General features: G+C 60.0%; 23 protein-coding genes. 11 read left to right on the top strand and 12 right to left on the bottom strand.

Annotated features, from left to right (window positions below; genetic code table 11):
• Positions 1-10 precede the first annotated feature (10 nt).
• On the top strand, positions 11-919 hold the full coding sequence (locus tag BM225_RS19265) for a LysR family transcriptional regulator (protein WP_245780552.1): 909 nt from the start codon (positions 11-13) through the stop codon (positions 917-919).
• A 30-nt stretch (positions 920-949) separates the two neighbouring features.
• Here the strand turns inward: BM225_RS19265 and BM225_RS19260 are convergent, their stop codons facing one another.
• Positions 950-1,483 (bottom strand): hypothetical protein, encoded by a 534-nt coding sequence (locus BM225_RS19260; RefSeq protein WP_092465250.1) that lies wholly within the window; start codon positions 1,481-1,483, stop codon positions 950-952.
• Positions 1,484-1,732: 249 nt separating this feature from the next.
• Between BM225_RS19260 and BM225_RS19255 the strand changes: the two genes are divergently transcribed.
• The 5 genes from BM225_RS19255 (at position 1,733) to BM225_RS19235 (ending at position 5,274) form a co-directional block, all read left to right on the top strand.
• Positions 1,733-2,491: a glutaredoxin family protein gene (locus BM225_RS19255; RefSeq protein ID WP_177218662.1), complete on the top strand. Its 759-nt coding sequence runs from the start codon at positions 1,733-1,735 to the stop codon at positions 2,489-2,491.
• Between the two features lie 85 nt (positions 2,492-2,576).
• Positions 2,577-2,900 carry a hypothetical protein gene (locus BM225_RS19250; protein WP_092465249.1) on the top strand — a complete coding sequence of 108 codons (324 nt, stop codon included), beginning with the start codon at positions 2,577-2,579 and terminating at the stop codon, positions 2,898-2,900.
• Between the two features lie 76 nt (positions 2,901-2,976).
• Entirely contained in the window at positions 2,977-3,411 is a 435-nt protein-coding gene (locus BM225_RS19245) for a c-type cytochrome (protein WP_092465248.1), read from the top strand.
• A 9-nt stretch (positions 3,412-3,420) separates the two neighbouring features.
• On the top strand, positions 3,421-4,803 hold the full coding sequence (locus tag BM225_RS19240; RefSeq protein WP_092465247.1) for a multicopper oxidase family protein: 1,383 nt from the start codon (positions 3,421-3,423) through the stop codon (positions 4,801-4,803).
• A gap of 39 nt (positions 4,804-4,842) precedes the next feature.
• Entirely contained in the window at positions 4,843-5,274 is a 432-nt protein-coding gene (locus tag BM225_RS19235) for a c-type cytochrome (protein WP_092465246.1), read from the top strand.
• Between the two features lie 96 nt (positions 5,275-5,370).
• Here the strand turns inward: BM225_RS19235 and BM225_RS19230 are convergent, their stop codons facing one another.
• The 11 genes from BM225_RS19230 to iolG all read right to left on the bottom strand — a co-directional run bounded on the left by BM225_RS19230 (position 5,371) and on the right by iolG (position 17,368).
• Positions 5,371-6,150: a TIM barrel protein gene (locus tag BM225_RS19230; protein WP_092465245.1), complete on the bottom strand. Its 780-nt coding sequence runs from the start codon at positions 6,148-6,150 to the stop codon at positions 5,371-5,373.
• A gap of 13 nt (positions 6,151-6,163) precedes the next feature.
• Positions 6,164-6,958 carry a 5-deoxy-glucuronate isomerase gene (gene iolB / locus BM225_RS19225; RefSeq protein ID WP_092465244.1) on the bottom strand — a complete coding sequence of 265 codons (795 nt, stop codon included), beginning with the start codon at positions 6,956-6,958 and terminating at the stop codon, positions 6,164-6,166.
• On the bottom strand, positions 6,951-7,160 hold the full coding sequence (locus BM225_RS19220; RefSeq protein WP_072704254.1) for a hypothetical protein: 210 nt from the start codon (positions 7,158-7,160) through the stop codon (positions 6,951-6,953). Before BM225_RS19220 ends, iolB begins: the two co-directional genes overlap by 8 nt.
• 78 nt (positions 7,161-7,238) lie before the next feature.
• Positions 7,239-8,138 (bottom strand): myo-inosose-2 dehydratase, encoded by a 900-nt coding sequence (gene iolE, locus BM225_RS19215; protein WP_092465243.1) that lies wholly within the window; start codon positions 8,136-8,138, stop codon positions 7,239-7,241.
• A gap of 94 nt (positions 8,139-8,232) precedes the next feature.
• Positions 8,233-10,086: a 3D-(3,5/4)-trihydroxycyclohexane-1,2-dione acylhydrolase (decyclizing) gene (gene iolD / locus BM225_RS19210; protein WP_092465242.1), complete on the bottom strand. Its 1,854-nt coding sequence runs from the start codon at positions 10,084-10,086 to the stop codon at positions 8,233-8,235.
• A gap of 107 nt (positions 10,087-10,193) precedes the next feature.
• On the bottom strand, positions 10,194-12,116 hold the full coding sequence (locus BM225_RS19205) for a bifunctional 5-dehydro-2-deoxygluconokinase/5-dehydro-2-deoxyphosphogluconate aldolase (RefSeq protein WP_092465241.1): 1,923 nt from the start codon (positions 12,114-12,116) through the stop codon (positions 10,194-10,196).
• 97 nt (positions 12,117-12,213) lie between these two features.
• Positions 12,214-13,326, bottom strand: coding sequence for a Gfo/Idh/MocA family protein (locus BM225_RS19200; protein ID WP_092465240.1), 1,113 nt, complete (start codon positions 13,324-13,326; stop codon positions 12,214-12,216).
• Positions 13,327-13,386: 60 nt separating this feature from the next.
• Positions 13,387-14,166 carry an ATP-binding cassette domain-containing protein gene (locus BM225_RS19195; protein ID WP_092465239.1) on the bottom strand — a complete coding sequence of 260 codons (780 nt, stop codon included), beginning with the start codon at positions 14,164-14,166 and terminating at the stop codon, positions 13,387-13,389.
• Between the two features lies 1 nt (position 14,167).
• Positions 14,168-15,274, bottom strand: coding sequence for an ABC transporter permease (locus BM225_RS19190; protein WP_092465238.1), 1,107 nt, complete (start codon positions 15,272-15,274; stop codon positions 14,168-14,170).
• A 60-nt stretch (positions 15,275-15,334) separates the two neighbouring features.
• Positions 15,335-16,255: a sugar ABC transporter substrate-binding protein gene (locus BM225_RS19185; RefSeq protein ID WP_092465237.1), complete on the bottom strand. Its 921-nt coding sequence runs from the start codon at positions 16,253-16,255 to the stop codon at positions 15,335-15,337.
• 120 nt (positions 16,256-16,375) lie between these two features.
• Positions 16,376-17,368 (bottom strand): inositol 2-dehydrogenase, encoded by a 993-nt coding sequence (gene iolG / locus BM225_RS19180; protein WP_092465236.1) that lies wholly within the window; start codon positions 17,366-17,368, stop codon positions 16,376-16,378.
• A gap of 215 nt (positions 17,369-17,583) precedes the next feature.
• On the opposite strand from iolG, the gene BM225_RS19175 reads away from it, so the two are divergent.
• The 5 genes from BM225_RS19175 to BM225_RS19160 all read left to right on the top strand — a co-directional run bounded on the left by BM225_RS19175 (position 17,584) and on the right by BM225_RS19160 (position 20,034).
• The gene (locus tag BM225_RS19175; RefSeq protein WP_092465235.1) at positions 17,584-18,597 is read left to right on the top strand and encodes a LacI family DNA-binding transcriptional regulator; all 1,014 of its coding nucleotides are present in this window, start codon (positions 17,584-17,586) and stop codon (positions 18,595-18,597) included.
• 287 nt (positions 18,598-18,884) lie between these two features.
• Positions 18,885-19,091: a cold-shock protein gene (locus BM225_RS19170; protein ID WP_092465234.1), complete on the top strand. Its 207-nt coding sequence runs from the start codon at positions 18,885-18,887 to the stop codon at positions 19,089-19,091.
• A gap of 56 nt (positions 19,092-19,147) precedes the next feature.
• The gene (locus BM225_RS22225) at positions 19,148-19,285 is read left to right on the top strand and encodes a hypothetical protein (RefSeq protein ID WP_245780551.1); all 138 of its coding nucleotides are present in this window, start codon (positions 19,148-19,150) and stop codon (positions 19,283-19,285) included.
• Positions 19,286-19,418: 133 nt separating this feature from the next.
• Entirely contained in the window at positions 19,419-19,583 is a 165-nt protein-coding gene (locus tag BM225_RS21890; protein WP_177218661.1) for a hypothetical protein, read from the top strand.
• Between the two features lie 199 nt (positions 19,584-19,782).
• Positions 19,783-20,034 (top strand): DUF982 domain-containing protein, encoded by a 252-nt coding sequence (locus tag BM225_RS19160; RefSeq protein WP_092465233.1) that lies wholly within the window; start codon positions 19,783-19,785, stop codon positions 20,032-20,034.
• The last annotated feature ends 182 nt before the right edge of the window (positions 20,035-20,216 follow it).

The following is a 20,216-nucleotide window of genomic DNA, read 5'->3' as shown; positions in this document are numbered from 1 at the left end:
GCTGTAAAGAATGGCAAAAATCGAAGACATGCCTGATGTCTCCTTGCGGCTCCTAGAGATCTTTGCCGCGATGATGCGATGCTCCACAACGGTCGAAACGGCAGAGTTCCTCGGGGTGTCGCAGCCTGCTGTTTCCGCAGGGTTGCGCCAACTCGAAAACCAGTTGGGCATCACTCTGTTTGAACGCACCGGACGGCGCCTGCAGCCCACCGCCGAGGCCCGCGATCTGTTCGAAGAAATACGTCCGCTCTTCGGGCTGCTGCGGTCCTTTTCGACACGGGCGCGGGACATGCGCTCTGGCCGTGTGGGGCGACTGCGCGTCATTGCGACCCCGCCTCTGGGGTATTCGGTCGGTCCCAAAGCGCTACGCGCTTTCTTGGCCGACCGTCCAAACGTGACCGTCTCTTATGATGTGCGGCGCTTGTCCAACGTGCTCGAGGCGATCGAGACGGGACAGGCGGATGTTGGCCTCATCCTGAACGCAGAAAAGCTAGAGACAGTGAACTCCGAAATTGTTCAGCGCAGTCAGATGGTTGTTTTGTTGCCCGAGGACGATCCATTGGCCGAGCAGAGCACAATAGCTGCAGAGGACCTGAAGGGGCGGCAAATCGTCGGGATCGATCAGGCTTCGCAACTCGGGCGTCTTGTGGCCAAGGGGTTCGCACTGGGGTCAGCGCCGTATGAGCCGCAGATTGAGGTGCGGTATTGTCAGACAGCGGCGGCCTTGGTGGCGGACGGCATGGGATTGACCGTCGTGGACCCCTACTCCGCCCAACCCTATTTGCAGCGCGGTCTTGTTGCGCGGCCTTTTATGCCTGCCTGCGAAATCCGAGCCTCTGTTCTGACCCGCAAAGGTGTGCCGCATTCCAGCACGCTGCTTGGCTTCATGGAGGCGATCCGCGCTCATATAAACGCCTGATCGCAGGAAGATGCGCGCCGCTTGGTGCGCTCAGTGCATCGGTTGCCCTTTGGCCAGCGCAAGGTGATGTGCGGGGTGGTGATTGCCTGTGGCCATCAGCCCAAAGAACCCTAAACCACGTATTTGATCTTCGGCCCCTTCTGCGCTGACGGTCCAGATCAACGTATCGTCGTTCACCTGCACAATGCTGTTCCAACCGGTTTCCGAGGCCACCACAGGGCCGTGCGCAGGCACCATGCGCCACGCAGCCTCTGCACCGGGACTTTGGCGAGAGATTGTCATTTGCAGACCGCCTGGTACGGGCACCTCGACGACGCTGACGTTCAAGACGAGCTGGTTCATGTCCTGCAAGTGCTGGCGCAGGGCACCGATATCGACCTGCGACCAGTCTGTGTGCGGATCGGCAGACAGGAGGGCGACAATCTCGGCCAGCGCGGCAAAGGCACCTTGCCCGCCTTCGGTCGGCATGGCCTGCTGCATCGCGGCGCTATGACCGGAATGATCGTGCGTTTGGGCCATCGCCCCAACGGGCAAAAGGAGCATTGCGGCTATAAGGGTCTTCATCAGCGATCTTCCTCTTTGTCGTGTCCGCCACGGCGACCGTTTGTGCGTGCGGGCCGTAATGCCAAGGCTACGCTGACCGCAGGCACCTGTCGATGGCTCGATTTTTCGCAGATCAGCCCAAGCTCAAACCCCGCACGTCATAAGTTTTATGGAACCTTCCAGCGCAGGAAGGTCGTTTCTCCCTCAAACGCTCTATCGGTGTGATTGCGCTTGCCCCCGCCGCGGAGGCGACTGCAAAGGAGATTTCTGATGCCCAAAGACACTCAAACCGCAACGCTCTATCGCATGGTGATGCCAGAGCACGTGTGCCCCTATGGCCTGAAGTCCAAGGATCTACTCGAGCGCCAAGGTTACACCGTTGACGATCATCATCTGGAGACACGCGAAGAAACAGATGCGATTATGGAGAAGCACGGGGTCAAAACGACGCCGCAGACCTTTATCAACGGAGAGCGGATCGGCGGCTATGACGACCTGCGCGTACATTTCGATATTGATCCCCCGAAAGAAGAGCAGAGCGACACCAGCTATCAGCCTGTGATCGCAATCTTTTCGGTAGCTGCGCTGCTGGCGTTGGGCCTGTCATGGCACCAGTATGGCACGTTCCTCACCATGCGGGCCGTCGAGTGGTTTATCTCGTTGTCGATGGCCATCCTCGCGATCCAGAAACTGCAGGACATCGAGAGCTTTTCGACCATGTTCCTGAACTATGACCTCTTGGCACGACGTTGGGTTCGGTATGGCAAAGTCTACCCCTTTGGCGAGGCTTTGGCCGGTATCCTCATGACGGCGGGCGCGCTGACGTGGCTGTCGGTTCCAGTGGCCTTGGTCATCGGGACGATCGGGGCGGTGAGTGTGTTCAAAGCCGTCTATATCGACAAACGTGAGTTGAAATGCGCCTGCGTTGGCGGGTCGTCAAATGTGCCGCTCGGCTTTGTGTCCCTGACCGAAAATGTGATGATGGTGGCAATGGCTCTGTGGATGGGCGGCAAGGCTCTGTTCGGCTAAAGTGCCGATCCCGTGATGATGTGCGTCTTGACCCCGCAGTCCGGCTTGCTGCAATGTCATCCGCACACCTGAATGTGGAACCCGAATGCGTTTGATCATTGCACTCTTGCTGGCTGGCTTTATGGCCTTGTTCGCCCTACCCGGCGCGAGCATGGCGCATGGCATGGCCGACGAGATGACACTGACCAGCCACGCCCCCTGCCTTGAATGTCCAGACATGTCAAACGCCGCGACGGGTCCCCACGACTGCGCCCATATGGCGTCTTGCGCGGGTGCGGTGCTGCTAACGCAACCCATGGCCCTGCCTTTCGTTCGGAACACTATGCCTCGGCACGCGATGCCGCCATCCTGCATCTTGGCGAGCGCGCACAGGCAAATCGACCTGCCGCCGCCGCGTCCGCGCGCCTGACCTTATTCGCCGACTGCCCATGATCGGGCAGTGTGACAGGATCAGCGCCAAGTCGCGCGACGACAGGATACCATTGATGAACAAGAAGATGATCTTAGGGAGCGCCGCCCTCCTTATCGCTGCGGGGGTCTATGTGTCCCTGACCCAGACGCAAGCCCAAGAGGCCGCGACCGCCACCCCACCACAGGGCAACCCGATTGTCGAGGTGACGCTGCCCGAAACCCTCTCGGCCGAGGCGCAGATGGGCAAGCGCGCCTTTGATGCTATTTGCGCTGCGTGTCACGGCACCAACGCGGCCGGAAACAAGGCCGCTGGCCCGCCCTTGGTGCACAAGATCTACGAACCGAGCCACCACGGCGACATGTCCTTTGTGCTGGCCGTGCAACAGGGCGTGCGCGCACACCACTGGCGGTTCGGCAATATGCCACCCCAAGACGGGCTGACAAAAGCCGATGTTGCTGGGATTATCACTTACGTGCGTGAACTTCAGCGCGCCAATGGCATTCACTAGGGGCGCGGCATGAAGCTTACCCGCAGAACATTTTGCGCAGGTCTCGGCGGTGTTGCCGGACTGTCCTTTATCCGGCCCGCCACGGCGCAAACGCCTACGCTGACGGCCCGCAAGGCGACCGTCCAGCTGGCCCCCGAAGGTTACCCAGCCACCGACGTCTGGTCCTATGACGGGACCATCCCCGGCCCCATGATCCGTGTCCCCCAAGGGGGCCGCGTTCAGCAAACGCTGGTCAACGAATTAGACGTCCCGACCAGCGTGCACTGGCATGGCATTCGTATCGATAACGCGATGGACGGGGTTGCTGGTCTCACGCAGGACCCTGTCGCACCGGGCGAACGGTATGACTACGACTTTGTGGTGCCCGATGCAGGCACCTACTGGTATCACGCGCACACCAACTCGATGGAGCAAGTCGGACGCGGCCTATCTGGCCCCTTGATCATCGACGAGTCTACGCCGCCGGACGTGGACCGCGACGAGGTTCTGATGCTGAATGACTGGCTTCTGGACCCAGACACGGGCGCCTTTTCCGAACCCTTTGCCCATCCGATGATGATGAGCCACGGCGGGCGGACCGGAAATCTGATCGGGGTAAACGGGCAGTTTGCCTATGCGTTGACCGCGCGCACCGGAGAACGCCTGCGGCTGCGCCTGATCAACGCCGCCAACGCCCGCATCTTCGTCCTTCGCCTGCAAGGGATGGCGGGGTGGACCGTTGCGTTGGACGGTATGCCTTTGGACGCGCCCGAACCGGCCACGAGCGAGATCATCCTCGCCCCTGCGCAGCGCGTCGACCTGATCGTGGACGTGACCGCGACACCGGACGATCCAGCGGGCATACTAATGTCCCTGAACAACGACGGTTGGGAAGCGCTGGTCGAGATGACCGTCTCGGGCAGCACCGAGCGTCGTCCCGATGCGCCCGCCCCCTTGCCCGCCAACCCGAACACTGCGCGGCCTGACCTGAATGACGCGCAGCAGTTCGAGATGGTCATGGAAGGCGGCGCGATGGCGGGCATGGACAGCGCCATGTACCAAGGCGAAACGCTCGACTTCCGCGCGCTCATTGATCGTGGCCAGTTTTGGGCGCTGTCGGGTCAGGCTGGGATGTCCGAAACGCCCTTTGCTTCGCTGAACCAAGGCGCCGTGGCGCGTGTGACCCTGATCAACCGTACCGCCTTTGCGCACGCGATGCACCTGCACGGGATGCATTTCCGCGAGGTGCGGGCAGATGGCAGCCTTGGCCCGCTCAGAGACACGATCCTATCTTATCCAGAGCAACCCCTCGAGATCGCGTTCGTCGCGGACAATCCCGGAAAGTGGCTTTTCCATTGTCACATGCTGGCCCATGCGGCTTCCGGCATGAACACATGGATCGAAGTCGTCTAAATCCCAGAAAATACTGAAATTACCAGCAGGAACCAGACTATGAAAAAGACCATGACATTCGCGCTCATCGCGTTCGGCACCGCCGCGTTGGCCCATGGCGGCGTCAAAGACAAAGATGTTATGGCGCGGATGGAGGTTATGAAAGCCATCGGGGATCAGGTAAAGGTGATCGGCACCATGGCCAAGGGCGAACGCGCCTTTGACGCAGATGCCGCCAATGCTGCACTGGCCGAACTTGCCGTGCATTCGGCGCAGATTGCCCCTCTGTTCGAAACGCCCGCACAGGACCCCAAGTCCGAAGCTCTGCCCATAATCTGGGAACAGTGGGACGACTTTGCTGCCTTGGCAATGGACACAGAGCAAACCGCGAGCGCGCTGGCGGGGACAATCACCACCGAAGTGGACCTGCGCCCCGCGCTCGGCCGCATAGGCGGGACGTGCAAGGCGTGCCACTCGACCTATCGCGAATAATCCAGACTGCGCGTCGGGGCTGCTCGACAGCGCGCAACCAGCTCTGAAGCCTTAGCAAGCCTCCCTCGCGTCACTGCGAAGGGAGGCTTACGTCTTTCACTCAGAAAACGCCGCAACAAACGCGTCAACTGCGGCATCGCTGTCCGACTGCGCCCATGCTTCCAATCCAACGGGGCCAGTGTAGCCCATGCTTTTGAGACCAGCGGCGATGGCGAGATAATTGATCTCTCCTGTTCCCGGCTCAAACCGTCCAGGGTTGTCCGCGACCTGCACTTCGCCAATCCAAGGCAAGCACTTCTCGCACCAGCGCAGCAAATCACCCTCGCCGATCTGGGTGTGGTAGAGATCGAGGTTAATCCGCAATTGCGGGCGGTCAATGGACGACACCAGCGCCAAAACGTCTTCAGTCCGGCCAAACGGACAACCAGGGTGATCCAACAAGTTCAGGTTTTCGAGCGTAAAGACCACGCCCTCGTCCTCGGCCATATCGCAAATGCGGTTCAGCGTGTCCTTTGCCTTGATCCACATGGGACCAGTGACGACATCATGCTGCCACTCGGGAATGCCCCCCTCGCCAAGGCCTGTGCCGTGCAAATTTAGCCGATCCACTCCAAGCCGTTTGCCCACCTGCGCGGTTTCTCGCGCCGATGAGATCAGCGCATCCGAACCCGCGTCATCAGCCAGACGGCCAACCAAATAGCCATTCATGATGGTGTAGTTGGCACCCACAGCCTCGAGCTTCGCGAGGTCGTGATCTGGGTAATTCCACAGCCCCACGCCAAGGCCCCGCTCGGTCAGACGGGCAGCGCGCCATTCAATCGGTTTGTCGAGCCAGAGCATTTCTGCGCAGGCGGCCAGCTGAAAAATCTTGGACATCTCTGGTTTCCTCTTAGAACATATGTTCGACTTCGGGGGCTGGGACAAAGCGCCATTTGCGCAGGGGACCTGCCATGACGTTCAGGTAATACATTTCGAACCCATAGGGCGCGCCGCAGGGGTGATGGCCACGGGGGACGCAGACCACATCGCCATCTTTGACGGCCATGGTCTCATCCAGCTGCCCGTCATCGGTATAAACGCGCTGGATGCCAAACCCATCGGCGGGGTTCAGGCGGTGATAGTAGGTCTCTTCCAGATAGGTGATGCGCGGGAAGTCATCTTCATCATGCCGGTGGCTGGGGAAAGATGACCAATGGCCCGCAGGGGTGAACACTTCGGTCACCAAGAGGCTGTCGCAGTAGTCTTCGTTTTCCATCGCGATGTTGTTGATATAGCGGGTGTTCACGCCTTCGCCGCGCTGGGTCAGTTCGATCCCATCCGGCCCGATCCGGCGCGCTTCGTGGCCGCCGATGCCAGGGGCCGAGCAGACTGCGATCGTGCACTCGGTAGTGGCCGTCGCATCCCATTTGTCGTTATTGGGAACATACAGGCAGTGCGGGGGCGTCTTTTCAAAGACACTCATGCGCTCGCCAAGCTCGCCCCAATCTTTGCCTGCTGCAGAGATGGTCGCTTTGCCCTCGACCATCACCAGAATGACCTCGCGATCCCCCGTGACCTCGGACACGCTTTCACCCTCGCGCAGGCGATACAGCGAGAAGCCCACATACCGCCAGCCCGCCGACTCCGGAGTGATTTGGTGCACCTTGCCGTGGTCGCCAAAGGGTTTCTTTAAAAGATCAGCCATCATTCTTATCCTTGTCCTCATGGGCACGGCGATATCCAGGCCCCAGCAGCTTGAACGCCGCATAGGCCCCCGCCGCCCCAAACATCAGCGCCCATCCGGGCGATCCAGTGGCCACCTCGAACAGCGCCCACCCCAGGCACAGCGCGACAATCACAATGCGCCGCCACAGCGGGGCAAAGAACGGATCGGTCGGATCAATCATCCAGTCTCTCCTCTTGGAACTCTCTGCCCGCACAGTCAGGGATCGCTCCGGCCTGTGCAACCGGAACGCCTATACGCCTCAGATCAGACCCACCTCGCGGGAGATCCGCTTGAGCGTATGCAAGCCCAGAGTTTGATAGAGCAGAGGGTTGCGCAGCTCCGGATCCTGCTCGGCCTCGATTACGATCCAGCCGTCATAGCCTGCCTCCTTCAGGAGTTGCAGCAAGGGCGCGAAATCCACCGCCCCGTCCTGATCGCCGGGCACCGTAAAGGCCCCTGCCAGAACGCCCTGCAGGAATGACAGGTTCTCGGCACGGACCTTGGCGGTCACATCAGGACGGATATTCTTGGCATGGAAATGGGCCACGCGGTTCACGTGCTTGCGCAGCACGGCCTCGGGATCGCCGCCACCAAAGGTACAATGCCCCGCATCAAACAGAAGCTGCGTGGCCGGACCAGTTGCAGCCAGAAAGGCATCAATGTCTTCGGGGCTTTCAACCACGGTGCCCATGTGGTGGTGATAGGCCAAGGTGATGCCTTCGCCCGCCAAATAGGCCGCGAATTCTTCCATTTTGGCGCCAAACGTGCGCATCTCTTCGTCCGTCAGGCGCGGACGATCATTCACGGGCACGTCAGGGCTTCCATGCACGGTGTTCGAACACTCGCACACGATGCAGACCTTGCAGTCGTTGTGCTTGAGCTTGGCCAAATGCCCTTGAACGGCGGCGATTTCATCCTCGACCGAACGGGTCAGAAGCTCCGTCGAATACCAGCCCGACACAAAGACCATGCCGTAGTCGGCCAGCAGCGCGCGCAGCGCCTCGGGATCGTCCTGCGGCCACCTGTGCCCATTCTCGATCCCGTCAAAGCCGATCAAGCGGCCTGCCTCTTGCAGAATGCGCTGGGTCGGGATGTCTTTGCCGATGGATTGGTCATCATCGTTCGCCCACGCAATGGGATTAGTTCCGAACCTGATCATGGTCGTCTCTTTCTTCATCAATGGCTTGCGGCTTCATCTTGGGAGCAAATACCTCGGGGTGCGGGGCAGCGCCCCGCGTGTCCCACCATTTGCGTCAGTTCACGCCGGTCTGTTTTGCGATCTGTGTGATGTACTCGGCATAGCGGTTGCGCTGCTTCTCGCGGTCGCTGACCTCTGGCACGGCCACATCCCAGAAGTACCCGTGCGCGCCTGCGGAGGTTTCGAGGCCGGTGCCGGGGAAGTCCTTGGCGATGGTGTCGATCACGATCACCGTCGGGATGTTGCGCCCGCGTGCCGCCTTGATCTCGGCCTCCAGCGCGTCGGTGCCGCTGGCCTTGACCGCATGAGCGCCCATGCTTGCTGCGTGCGCCACATAGTCGATCTCGGGCTGCGCCTCGATGTTGCAATCCACGTACATGTTGTTGAACGGCTCGCCCCCGCAGCCCATGGTCTGCAGGCGGTTGATGCAGCCGTAGCCGCGATTGTCCGTCAGCACCACGGTAAACGGAATACGCCGCATCACCGCGCTCGCCAGTTCCGCGTTCGCCATCATGTAGCTGCCATCGCCCACAAAGCAGATCACTTCGCGCTCTGGACGCGCCAGCTTCAGACCCATGGCGCCCGCCACCTCGTAGCCCATGCAGGAATAACCGTATTCCATGTGATAGCCGCCTTGGCTCGGCTGCCACAGCAGTTTTAGCGCACCGGGCATGGTGCCCGCGGCACACATGGCAATGGCGCTCTCGCTGGTAGCGCGCTGCACGGCGCCGATCACCTGACCGTCGGTGGGCAGGGCGTCCTGATCCTCGGGACGGGCGCAATAGGCATCCACCGCCCGCAGCCAGTCCTCGCGGGCTGCCGGATCGCAGGCCTCAGCGCGGTAGTCCCCCAAGAGATCGGTCAGCAGCTCCAGCGCGACCTTGGCGTCCGCCACCAAGGCCTCTGCCCCGTGCTTGGCCGCGTCGTAACCGTGGATGTTCACCGAGACCAGCTTGGCCCCGTCTGCGAACATAGTCCGCGAGCCGGTGGTGAAGTCCTGGAACCGGGTGCCAACCCCGATCACCACATCGGCCGATGCCGACACGGCGTTCGCCGCCGCCGACCCATCCACGCCACTCGCACCAAAGCTCATGGGATGGCTCTGGGGCAGCGCCGATTTGCCCGCCTGGGTCTCGGCCACGGGGATGTTGTGCTTGGCCGCGAAGTCCGCCAGCGTCTCTTCGGCTTGGCTATAGATCACACCGCCGCCGGCGATGATCACGGGGTTCTTGGCGCCCTTGATCACCTCGGCCACGCGGGCCAACTCGCCGGCATCAGGGGCCGGACGGCGGATGTACCACACGCGGGGTTCAAAAAACTCTTCGGGCCAGTCATAGGCCTCGGCCTGCACGTCCTGACAGAAAGCAATGGTCGCCGGACCACAGTTCGCCGGATCGGTCATCACCCGCAGGGCACGCGGCAGCGCCGACAACAGATGCTCGGGGCGCGTGATGCGGTCAAAATACCGGCTCACGGGCTTGAAGCAGTCGTTGGCGCTGATGGTGCCGTCATCAAAATCCTCGACCTGCTGCAGGACCGGATCGGGCTTGCGGTTCGCAAACACATCGCCCGCCACAATGAGCAGAGGCAACCGGTTCACATGGGCGAGCGCCGCAGCCGTCACCACGTTCGTGGACCCCGGCCCAATGGAACTGGTCACCGCCATCGCCCGTGTGCGCTTCTTGCCCTTGGCATAGGCAATCGCCGCATGGGCCATGGTCTGCTCGTTCTGGCCGCGCCAGGTGGGGAACACATCGCGGTAAGCATGCAGCGCCTCGCCGATGCCCGCCACATTCCCGTGGCCAAAGATCGCCCACATGCCGTCAATGTACCGCTCACCCTCTTCGGTCAGCTGTACACTCAGCCACTTCACCATGGCCTGCGCCGCTGTCAGCCGGATCGTGCCCATCGTCTTCTCCCGCACAAAGGACCCCTCAACGCAGGCCCCTGCTTTCAACTTTGTCTCAAATACTCCGGGGGCGCGGGGGCTGGCCCCCGCACACGCCCGATCCATCCTCAGGCCGCGTTGCGCCGTGCGCTCTCGCGGGCCGTGTCCCAGACCTGACACAGGCGGGTGTAGCGCGCCGCCATCTGTTCGATCGCCGCCTCGTCCGACATCTCGCCCTTCATCCAGGCCCGTGCCGCATCGCCAAAGATCGTCCGGCCCACGGCAAACCCCTTCACCAGACCAAAGCCAGCCGCCACTTCGAAGGACGCCGCCAACTCTGCCTCGGGGGCATCCAGACCCAGAACCACGATCCCGCGGGTGTGCAGGTCATACTCCTCGATCGCGGCCACGGCCTTGGCCCAAGCGTCTGCGGTCTTCAGCGGCTCCAGCTTCCACCAATCGGGGTAGACACCGATCTCGTAGAACTGGCGGATCAGGGTCGGCGTGGTCTCGTCATCGATCGGGCCGACCTTGGACGGGATCACCTCGAGCAGGAACTCCAGACCATTGCGGCGCGACGCTTCGAACAGGCGCTTCACGGTGGCTTCCTGATCGGCGCGGGTGGCCGCATCGTCATCGGGGTGGCAGAAACACAAACACTTCACCACGTTCTCTTTGGCCCACTGGTTCAGACCGCCAAAGTCGGTCCCCAGTTCCGGCTCCAGCGTCAGCGGGCGCGAGCCTGGCCATTCGGTCGGACGTCCGATCCACAGACCCGAGCCAGACGCCGCATGCAAAGCAGAGCGGCCAATGCGGTTGTCGCACAGAATGCCGTAGCCATCGCGGCCATCCTGCACCTGAACGGCGGCCTTCATGCAGAGTTCCTTGAACTCGCCACCTTTGGCCAGCGTGTAGCCGTCCATCTCTTCGAGCTGCAGGCGGTGGTCAAACGCGAACACACGCATGGTCGACCAGTCGCCCGCATTGCGGGTGTAGCGCGTGGTGGACCAGTGGATCTGCTCCAGATCCGCGTCGTTGCGCAGGTCTTTCTGTTTGACGCCGCGCTCCAGGAAGTACTCTAGCTCGGTCAACGAAGGGTACGCCGGCGTGCAGCCGTGACGGCTGACCGCAAAGGCCCCGCAGGCATTGGCGTACTTCAGCGCCACAGGCCAACCGGCATCGTCCATCCAGCCCTTCAGAAGACCCGAGAAGAACCCGTCGCCCGCGCCCAAAACATTGAACACCTCGATGGGGAAGCCCTCGCCGGTCTGCCCGTCATCCAAGCTGTCCGGCACATCACCTTCGAACGCCACCGCGCCAAGGGCGCCGCGCTTGCAGACCAGTGTCGCGCCAGAGTTCTCGCGCACCGCGCGCAGGGCTTTGACCGTGTCTGTCGAGCCGCCCGCGATGTGGAATTCCTCTTCGGTGCCCACAATCAGGTCGAAATAATGCAAGGTCGACAGCAGCTTCTCGGTGACCTTGGCGCTTTCCACAAAGCGGCTCTCGCCATCCCCGTGGCCCGCAACGCCCCAAAGGTTCGGGCGGTAGTCGATGTCCAGCGCCGTCCGCAACCCGTGCTTGCGCGCCAGTTCCAGCGCCTTGATCACAGCCGCTTCGGTACGCGGATGGCTCAGGTGCGTGCCCGTCACCACGACCGCCCGCGCCCGCTTGATGAAACCCTCGTCAATGTCATCCTCGCACAGCGCCATGTCTGCACAGTTCTCGCGGTAGAAGATGAGGGGGAATTGCTCTTCGTCGCGAATGCCAAGGATCACCAAAGCCGTCAGACGCTCGGGGTCAGTCACTACACCATCGGTGCACACACCCTCACGCGCCAACTGCTCCAGAATGAAGCGCCCCATATGCTCGTCGCCCACACGGGAAATCAGAGCCGTCTTCAGACCCAAACGCGCCGTCCCACATGCAATGTTCGTCGGAGACCCGCCGATATACTTCTCAAAGGACCCCATGTCCTCGAGCCGCCCGCCAATCTGCGCCCCGTACAAATCAACGCCAGCCCGACCTATCGTGATTACGTCCAAATCGCTCATAACTCTCTCCCTGCCACTTCACTTTGGCAAAAATACTCCGGGGTCCGGGGCCGCGCCCCGGCGGCGCCTGACGCCCTTTTCCCATTCAAACCTTGTCTCACAGCGCCACCGCAGTTCCGTTCGAACGTGCCATTGCGTGAATGACGCGCTCGATCTCCAGCCCCGCCGCGAAATCCGGCCCGCAGGGTGCACCACCCGCAATCGCGCGGCACAGGTCCCGTGCTTCGATGACCTTTTGTTCGTTGAAACCGAAATTATGGCCCGGTGCAGGGCAGAACACCGCAAAATCTGGCTGATCCGGTCCGCTCAGGTGACGGACAAAGCCCGCGTCACCGGCGCGATGGACCCAGAGTTCATTCATGTTCTCTTGATCAAAAACCAAGGTTCCAAGCGAGCCATGCACTTCCCACTGCAAACGGCATTTCCGGCCCCGCGCGACGCGTGATGTGGCAAAGCTGCCTTGCGCGCCGGACGCAAACCGGAGCAGCGCGAGCGCGCTGTCTTCGTTTTCAACAGCTTTTGGACCCTCAGTGCTGTGGCGCGTTGGAACCGCGATTTGGGTTTGAGCTGTCACCTGCGCAACAGGCCCCATTAGCGCGATCATCTGGCTTACCAAATGACAGCCTAAGTCACCCAAAGCACCTAGTCCCCCGCCCTCGTCCGTCATGCGCCAGTGCCATGGCAGATTGGGGTCGGCGCTGTAATCCTCATCATACACCCCGCGAAAACTGAGCGGCGTGCCAATTTCGCCATTTGCGACCATCTGCACGGCGGCCTGAAAGGCAGGACTGCGGGTGTAATTATACCCAAGGATCGTCACTTGATCCGGACACTGCTGCGCCAAATCGGCCATCGCTTCAGCGTCTTCCATGGTCAGGGCCATAGGCTTTTCGAGCCAGACATGCTTGCCTGCGGTCAAAGCCGCTTCGGCCATCATACGGTGCATTCCATTGGGCGTGGTGATCGAGACCACATCCACGGCCGGATCCGCAACCGCCGCGCGCCAATCCGTGGTCGAACGGGCAAAGCCGAACTGAGCGGCATGGCGCTCGGCACTCTCTTGGGTCGCATCGCACAGAACCTCTAGCCGCGGATGCGCGCCGCCAAAGGTTGCTGCCACAGTCCGCCAAGCCAGAGCATGGCACTTACCCATAAAGCCAGTTCCGATCAGAGCGACGCCAAGTGGCTTCTCTGGCATGTTCCTGTCCATGAGATGTCCTCACTTCGAATTGGTGCAGAGGCCGCAGCCTCTGCGTGGCGGTCAGGGAGGTTAAATCGTCCCGCCAAGTGACCCTTCGAGTTGCGCCAGCTCCTGACCGCCGGCCATCAGATCCTGCAGCTCAGCCGAGGTGATCTCGCCCTTTGCGGCAGTCCCCAAGGTCTGGCCACGGTTCAGAACGGTAAAGCGATCACCCACGGCCATCGCGTGGCGCACGTTGTGCGAGATAAAGACCACGCCGACGCCCTGCTCGCGCACGCGCGCAATAGTGGACAGAACATTCGACGTCTGACGAACCCCCAAAGCGGATGTCGGCTCGTCAAGGATCAGGACCTTGGCCCCGAAATAAACCGCGCGGGCAATGGCCACCGTTTGGCGTTCGCCGCCCGACAGAGTGCCGACCGCTTGGTCCGGTGCACGTAGGTTGATGCCCATCTTGCGCATCTCTTCCATGCAGATCTCGTTCGCACGCTCCACGTCGAACCGCTTGAAGATGCCAGAGCCTTTTTGCGGCTCGCGACCCATGAAGAAATTGCGCGTTACGCTCATCAGCGGGATCATCGCCAAGTCTTGGAACACCGTTGCGATCCCCGCCTCCATGGCGTCACGCGGGCTGTTAAAGGACAGCGGCTTGCCTTCGAAGCTGATCGTGCCGTCGGTGGGTTTGTGCACACCAGACATGGTTTTGATGAATGTCGACTTGCCCGCACCGTTGTCGCCCAAAAGGCAGTGGCACTCGCCGGGTGTCACATCAAAGGTCACACCGTTCAGCGCAATCACGTTGCCGAAGTGCTTTTTGATGTTTTCCATGTGGATGATAGGCGCAGTCATATCAGCGTTCCCCCGTCACACGTTTGCGGATCACGTTGTTGAACACCACGGCCAAGAGCAGCATCCCGCCAAGGAAGACTTGGAACCAGTCCTGATCGAAATTGGTGTAGGTCAGACCAATGGTCACCATGCCAAAGATGATCGCGCCAAAGAACGCGCCGATCGCCGAACCGTAGCCGCCTGTCAGAAGGCATCCGCCTATGACGGCTGTGATGATCGCTTCGAATTCTTTCATGAAACCGCGGCGGGCGTCGGTCGAACCAGCGTCAATCACGGTGATGATCGCGACCAGCGCCGCAGCCATTGCCGTCAGCATGAACAAAGAGATTTTGACGCGCGTGACAGGGACACCCGAGTTTTTCGCCGCGTTGCTGTCACCGCCAGTCGCAAAGATCCAGTTGCCCGCAGAGGTGCGCAGCAGCACATAGGTCGCAACCAACGCCAGCGCGATGAACCACAGGATTTCAACCGGGATGCCAGGCACTTTGGGCGCGCCGGATTTAAAGGTTTCGATCAGACCCATTTGGGCCAGCCACGAAAACAAGAAGCCGAACGCCTCGCCCGAGAAGATGGGCGCCAGCATATCGCCCTCGACCGCATCGCGCACACCGCGCAGCTGGGTGGAGCCGCCGGTAAAGAGCTTGAGACCGACCAGAGATGCGCCGCGCAGAATGAACAGCCCCGCAAGCGTCACGATAAAGGACGGCAGGCCGGTCCGGATCACAATCATCCCGTTCACGGCACCGATGGCGGCAGCGAATGCCAAGGTAAAGGGAATGGCCACGATCAGCGGCAGACCAAGGTTCACGGTGAACACACCGAAAATCATACCGGCAAAGGCGACCATAGAGCCGATCGAGAGGTCAAATTCACCGCCAATCATCAGCATCGCCGCAGCGATCCCGAGAATGCCAAGCTGCGCCGCTGGCGTCATAAAGTTCATGATCCCCGACAGGGTGAACATCGCGCTGTCAGCTGTGATCAAAAAGAAAACGGTGACAAGGATCACACCGCCGATTGCTCCCAATTCAGGGCGCTTCATCATTCTAGTTGTAAAGGACTCGGATTTGATCCGTTCGTCCGCCGAAATGCTGGCGTCCGTTGGCATGGTTTCCTCCCGGTATGAAAGACCGGGCCGCGACTATACCGCAGCCCGGCAAAAAGTGAATTAGCGGATGCCCTGCGCGGACAGGTCGATTACCTGCGCCGCAGCATCTTGGGTCACAAGGTTCGGACCCGAGGGCACGTCGCCGCCGGGCACCAGACCGTATTCCGCGTTCATCGCAAGGAAGACGACAGGCAAATAACCCTGCAGGAATTGCTGCTGGTCAATCGCGAATGCGGCGTTACCTTCGGACACGGCCTCAAGAAAGCCTGCCGACAGATCGAAAGACGCGACCAGAACGTCGTCACGGCCAATCGCCTGAACCGCAGCGACTGCAGGCTCACCAACAAGGCTCGCACCCAGACCCAGAACGGTGTCGACATCTTCATCTGCTTCCAGAGCCGCGCGGACTTTAGATTCAACTTCGGTCGGATCGTTCATGGTGGGGATGACGGTAACCTCTTGGCCGAAGCCCTCTGCGAAACCTTCGCAGCGCAGGTCGAGCGAGACGTTGCCCACTTCTTGGTTCACACAGATGCCTTTGGTGCCGCCCATTTCGGCCAGCTTCTTGCCCGCGGCAAGACCCGCGTCAAATTCGGATTGACCAACGTGCAGCAGCGCACCCAGTTCTTCGGCCACGTCCGAGCCAGAGTTCATCGAGATCACAGGGATGCCTGCCTCGACTGCGCGCTTGATCGACGGCCCAAGCGCATCCGCGTCGGGGATCGATACGACAAGCCCATCAGGCTCTTGGTTCACAGCGGCGTCGATCAGCTGGCTCATCTGGACCATGTCGAAGGTCTCGGGAGAGCGGAAATCAACATTGGCACCCGTGTGCTCGGCCGCCTTTTCCACACCGTTTTTGACCACTGACCAGAACGGGTCATTTGCCTGACCGTGGGCGACGACGATAATGTCGGTCGCCATCGCGGGCGCTGCGATCAGGGTCGCTGCGGTCGCAACAGATGCAAGTAGCTTGTTCATGTTATTCCTCCCAAATGGTGATATGGCGCATATTTCGCCGATATTCCGCACGGGTGTCTCCGTGCCGAATTCCATGGCCCACCAGCCCCCTCCTTTGGGCTGGCAGACGAATTCTCTGACTTAGTAGGTCACCTCGACAGCTTGACCGGATTTCGCGGACTCGGTTGCGGCCTCGGCCATAGCGAGCGCCGCGATGCCGTCCTCGAGCGTGACAGGCATTGGTGCGCCATCAAGCACGGCCGCGACAAACGCCTCCCACTCCACCGCATAAGCAGGCATGTACCGCTCTAAGAAAAAGTAGGTAGGTTTGGCCGACGCAACACCAGCGGTGGTCGATTTGACCACGGTGTTTTCCAACATGTTTTCTGCCTGCAGCAAGCCTTCGGACCCCAGCAGTTCAACACGCTGATCGTAGCCGTAGACCGCACGGCGGCTGTTCTTGATCACAGCAATTTTGCCGTCCGCGTAAGTCATGGTGACAACGGCTGTGTCAACGTCGCCCGCCTCGCCAATCTCGGGGTCGACAATCGAACTACCGACAGCGCGAATGGACACTGGCCGGTCGCCCATCACAAAATTCGCCATGTCAAAGTCATGGATCATCATATCGCGGAAAAGGCCGCCAGAGACCTTGATGTAGCTAACGGGCGGCGGCGCGGGGTCGAAGGATGTGATCGACAACAGCTCTGCTTTGCCAATTTCGCCCGCAGCAGAGGCGGCTTTGAGCGCGCCAAAGTTCGGATCAAAGCGGCGATTGAAGCCGATCATGACAGGCTTGCCCGTTTGCGCTGCGGCCTCAAGGCATGCTTTTGCCCGCTCTAGAGACAGATCGACAGGCTTTTCACACAGCACGGCTTTGCCCGCTGCGGTCGCCGCTTCGATCAGATCGGAATGGGTATCGGTCGAGGAGGCAATCAGGACCGCGTCAATGTCCGGATCGTTCAGCACGTCATTGACCGAGCGGGCTTCTGCACCGTATTTCGCTGCCAAAATCTCTGCTGCTTCGGGATAGACGTCCGCGACCGCCACCAGTGTCGAGCGCAGATTTCCCGCAATATTCACAGCATGCACCTGACCAATACGGCCAGCGCCGAGCAAACCAACTTTCAGCATATTTTCCTCCCGTGTGCGACTCGACGCCGCGCCTTGCTGACCAGTAGTCATACACGCCTTGCACCCGTGTGCAAACTGTTTTTGCACACGCGTGCATTTTTTTGCCAATTGCGAGCACGCGTGACCGATCTGCCGCATGCACCCCCACACTTTGCCCACTATTTTTCTGCGCCAAACTGCATTACACGCGTTTTCAATCGGCGAAGGGATGAGCATTGAAGAAGCAAGGACTGCCCGAAAACATCACTGCAGACGACGTTGCTGCCGCGGCGGGTGTGTCGCGTTGGACCGTCAATCGCGCGTTCAAACGGGATGCGTCCATCTCGCCCAAAACCCGTGAAAAAGTGATGAAGGCTGCGACGGAAATGGGCTACCTGCCGGACCTGCGGGCTGCGTCGCTCGCCTCGGATCGGTCGAACCTTGCCGCGTTGCTGATCGACGATTTCGCCAACCCACACAAGCTGGTCATGCTCGAGCGGATTACGCGTATTATGCGCAAACGGGGGTGGGACAGCTTGCTGGTAAACACCCTTGATCGTGCCGACGCCGGATCCGCGCTGCTCAATGCCAGCCAGCGGCGCGTGGACGCGACGATCCTGATTGGTATCCAGTTCGACGACGAGGTACTTTCGGCCGCTCAATCGGCGCGGCGCTTTAGAAAGCTCATCATTTTTGCGCGCACATCGAATTCGCCGGACACAATCTCTATCGCCGTCGATGACGAAGCCGCTACAACCGAGATCGCGCATTACGTCGAGAGCAAAGGCTACAAGCGCCCCCTGTATCTGGCGGGTCCCCGCACCTATTCGGCCCATCTGCGCCGCAAAGAAACCTTCTGCTGCTTTTGGAAAGAACGTCAGAACTACGCGCCAGAGGTCTTTTCCGTCAGCAAATATGACCCGATGCTATCTTCGGAAATCGTCCGCCAAGCGCTGTGCAATAGGCCCAAGGATACGCTGCCGGATATCATTGTCTGCGAAAACGACGCCTTGGCTATCGGCGCGATTGATACCATACGGCATACTCTGAAGCTACGTGTTCCCGAAGACATAGCGGTCATCGGTTTTGACGATGTTCCGTTGGCTGAGACCCTGAATTACAGGCTCACGACCTACCGCCAGCCAATCACTGAAATGGCAGAATATCTGGTTGACGTCTTGGAGAGCGAACAGGACACAAATCTTGATAAAACTTTTTTGGGGCAGCTGGTCGTTCGCGATACCGCGTGATCGATTTGGGCAACGGGTTTTGCTAGAATACTTGTTTGGCAGTTACATCTCGGGCCGGGTGACCGAGACAGGGCATTCCTGCTAGCGCTCCCGTTTCTTTCGTTGAATTCTCGACAATTCACAAATGCTTCTTGTAATAAGCACATGGAAGGCCCATGTCAGAGATGCTGAGGTTACTTCTCTTCGCTTTACCGCCGCCACAACCTTGGTTTCGGTTGATCGACTTGGATCGACGACGCCAAGCTGTCGCAGTGTAGCGGGCAGCGATATTATAGGAGAACACGGATATGGCCAATGGCACCGTGAAATGGTTCAACACCACCAAAGGCTTCGGCTTCATTCAGCCCGAACATGGAAGCAAAGACGTGTTCTTGCATATTTCTGCGGTTGAACGCGCAGGAATCAGCCACATCGAAGACAATCAGGCTGTGACCTTTGACATCGAGACCGGCCGTGATGGTCGCGAATCCGCGTCTAACTTAGCACTTGCGTGAACTCGACGTTTAAAGACCTTCTAGCAAGTGTTCCGGCGCAAGGAGGAAACGGTGGGATGCCTTTGGCACCCAGCGTTTCTGCGTCCAAGGCCAAAACGGCTGCGCCTGTCTCTGCGCTCGACAAGACTGCAGAGACTGCCAAACGGCTTCTGAACGATGAAGAGCAAGCCAGCGCCGAAAAACGTCGCGGCTGAAGGTTGCCCGCGAAAAACGCGATCAGGCCACCATGGACTGACCACGTTCACCTTGGTCTGTCCGCGACACGACCCGTACAACATTTCTAAATGTGTCCGTGCGGGAATTCCCAAACGACATAAGGAGACGGAAATGGGCTATTCCCAGCCGAAGAAGCAGCTTGATCTCAAGGATTTTCTGAGTACGCCTGCAAAAAAACGGCCTACCCGTGGCAAGTTCGGAGATTTGAAGCGCCAAGCTGTAGTGTCCGAGCAGACACCTGCATCCGAAACAAAATCGGACAAGAAAGCAACCTAGTCTGCAAATTATCGCTCCATGTGTAGACCGATGAAGCAAAGACTCCGGTGCCGTTATCGCGTGCCGACAGCCAAGCCGGATGTGACAGGGTGAACTCAACCCTGTATTCGGCACACCAGTCCTCATCATCTTGGATGACACGCAGGCTGCCCCAGCAGGCAAGCCGAAGGGGATCGTTCCATAGACCAAGGACTTGACTATGATTGAAATACAATGGGGCACCCCGATCGCCCTGCAAATTCACGATGAAAACGACTTTGAACGGTTAAGCACGATTGAAAAAGCGCGCCATTGGCTGCGCAGAAAATGGCCCGTCGCCGACGACGCGCGCCAAGTTGCGCTGGAGAAGATCGAAGCAGCGATGGAATGCATGAGTTCCGTGACCGAAGCCCGCAGAGCTTTTGTGGTTGCGGCTAAGTCAGCTGGCTACGTTCCAACCGTCGCGCCCTAAGGCGCACGCCGTTTTAACTGTGTGCGAATTTCTGCGGTCGAAGCCCACACTCGAACGCTCCTCGAGGGCGTCGGTGTGCCGCCCAAAGAGGATGCATGCGGAGCAAAGCTGCTCTGCCGCACCCGTGGTCGGACCACTGAAACAACCTCTGTCGAGGTGATTGAAAGGACTGTCTATGACTC

This window comes from Donghicola eburneus (assembly GCF_900115865.1).
Lineage (GTDB): Bacteria > Pseudomonadota > Alphaproteobacteria > Rhodobacterales > Rhodobacteraceae > Donghicola > Donghicola eburneus.
This window is presented reverse-complemented; position numbering and strand designations above follow the sequence as displayed.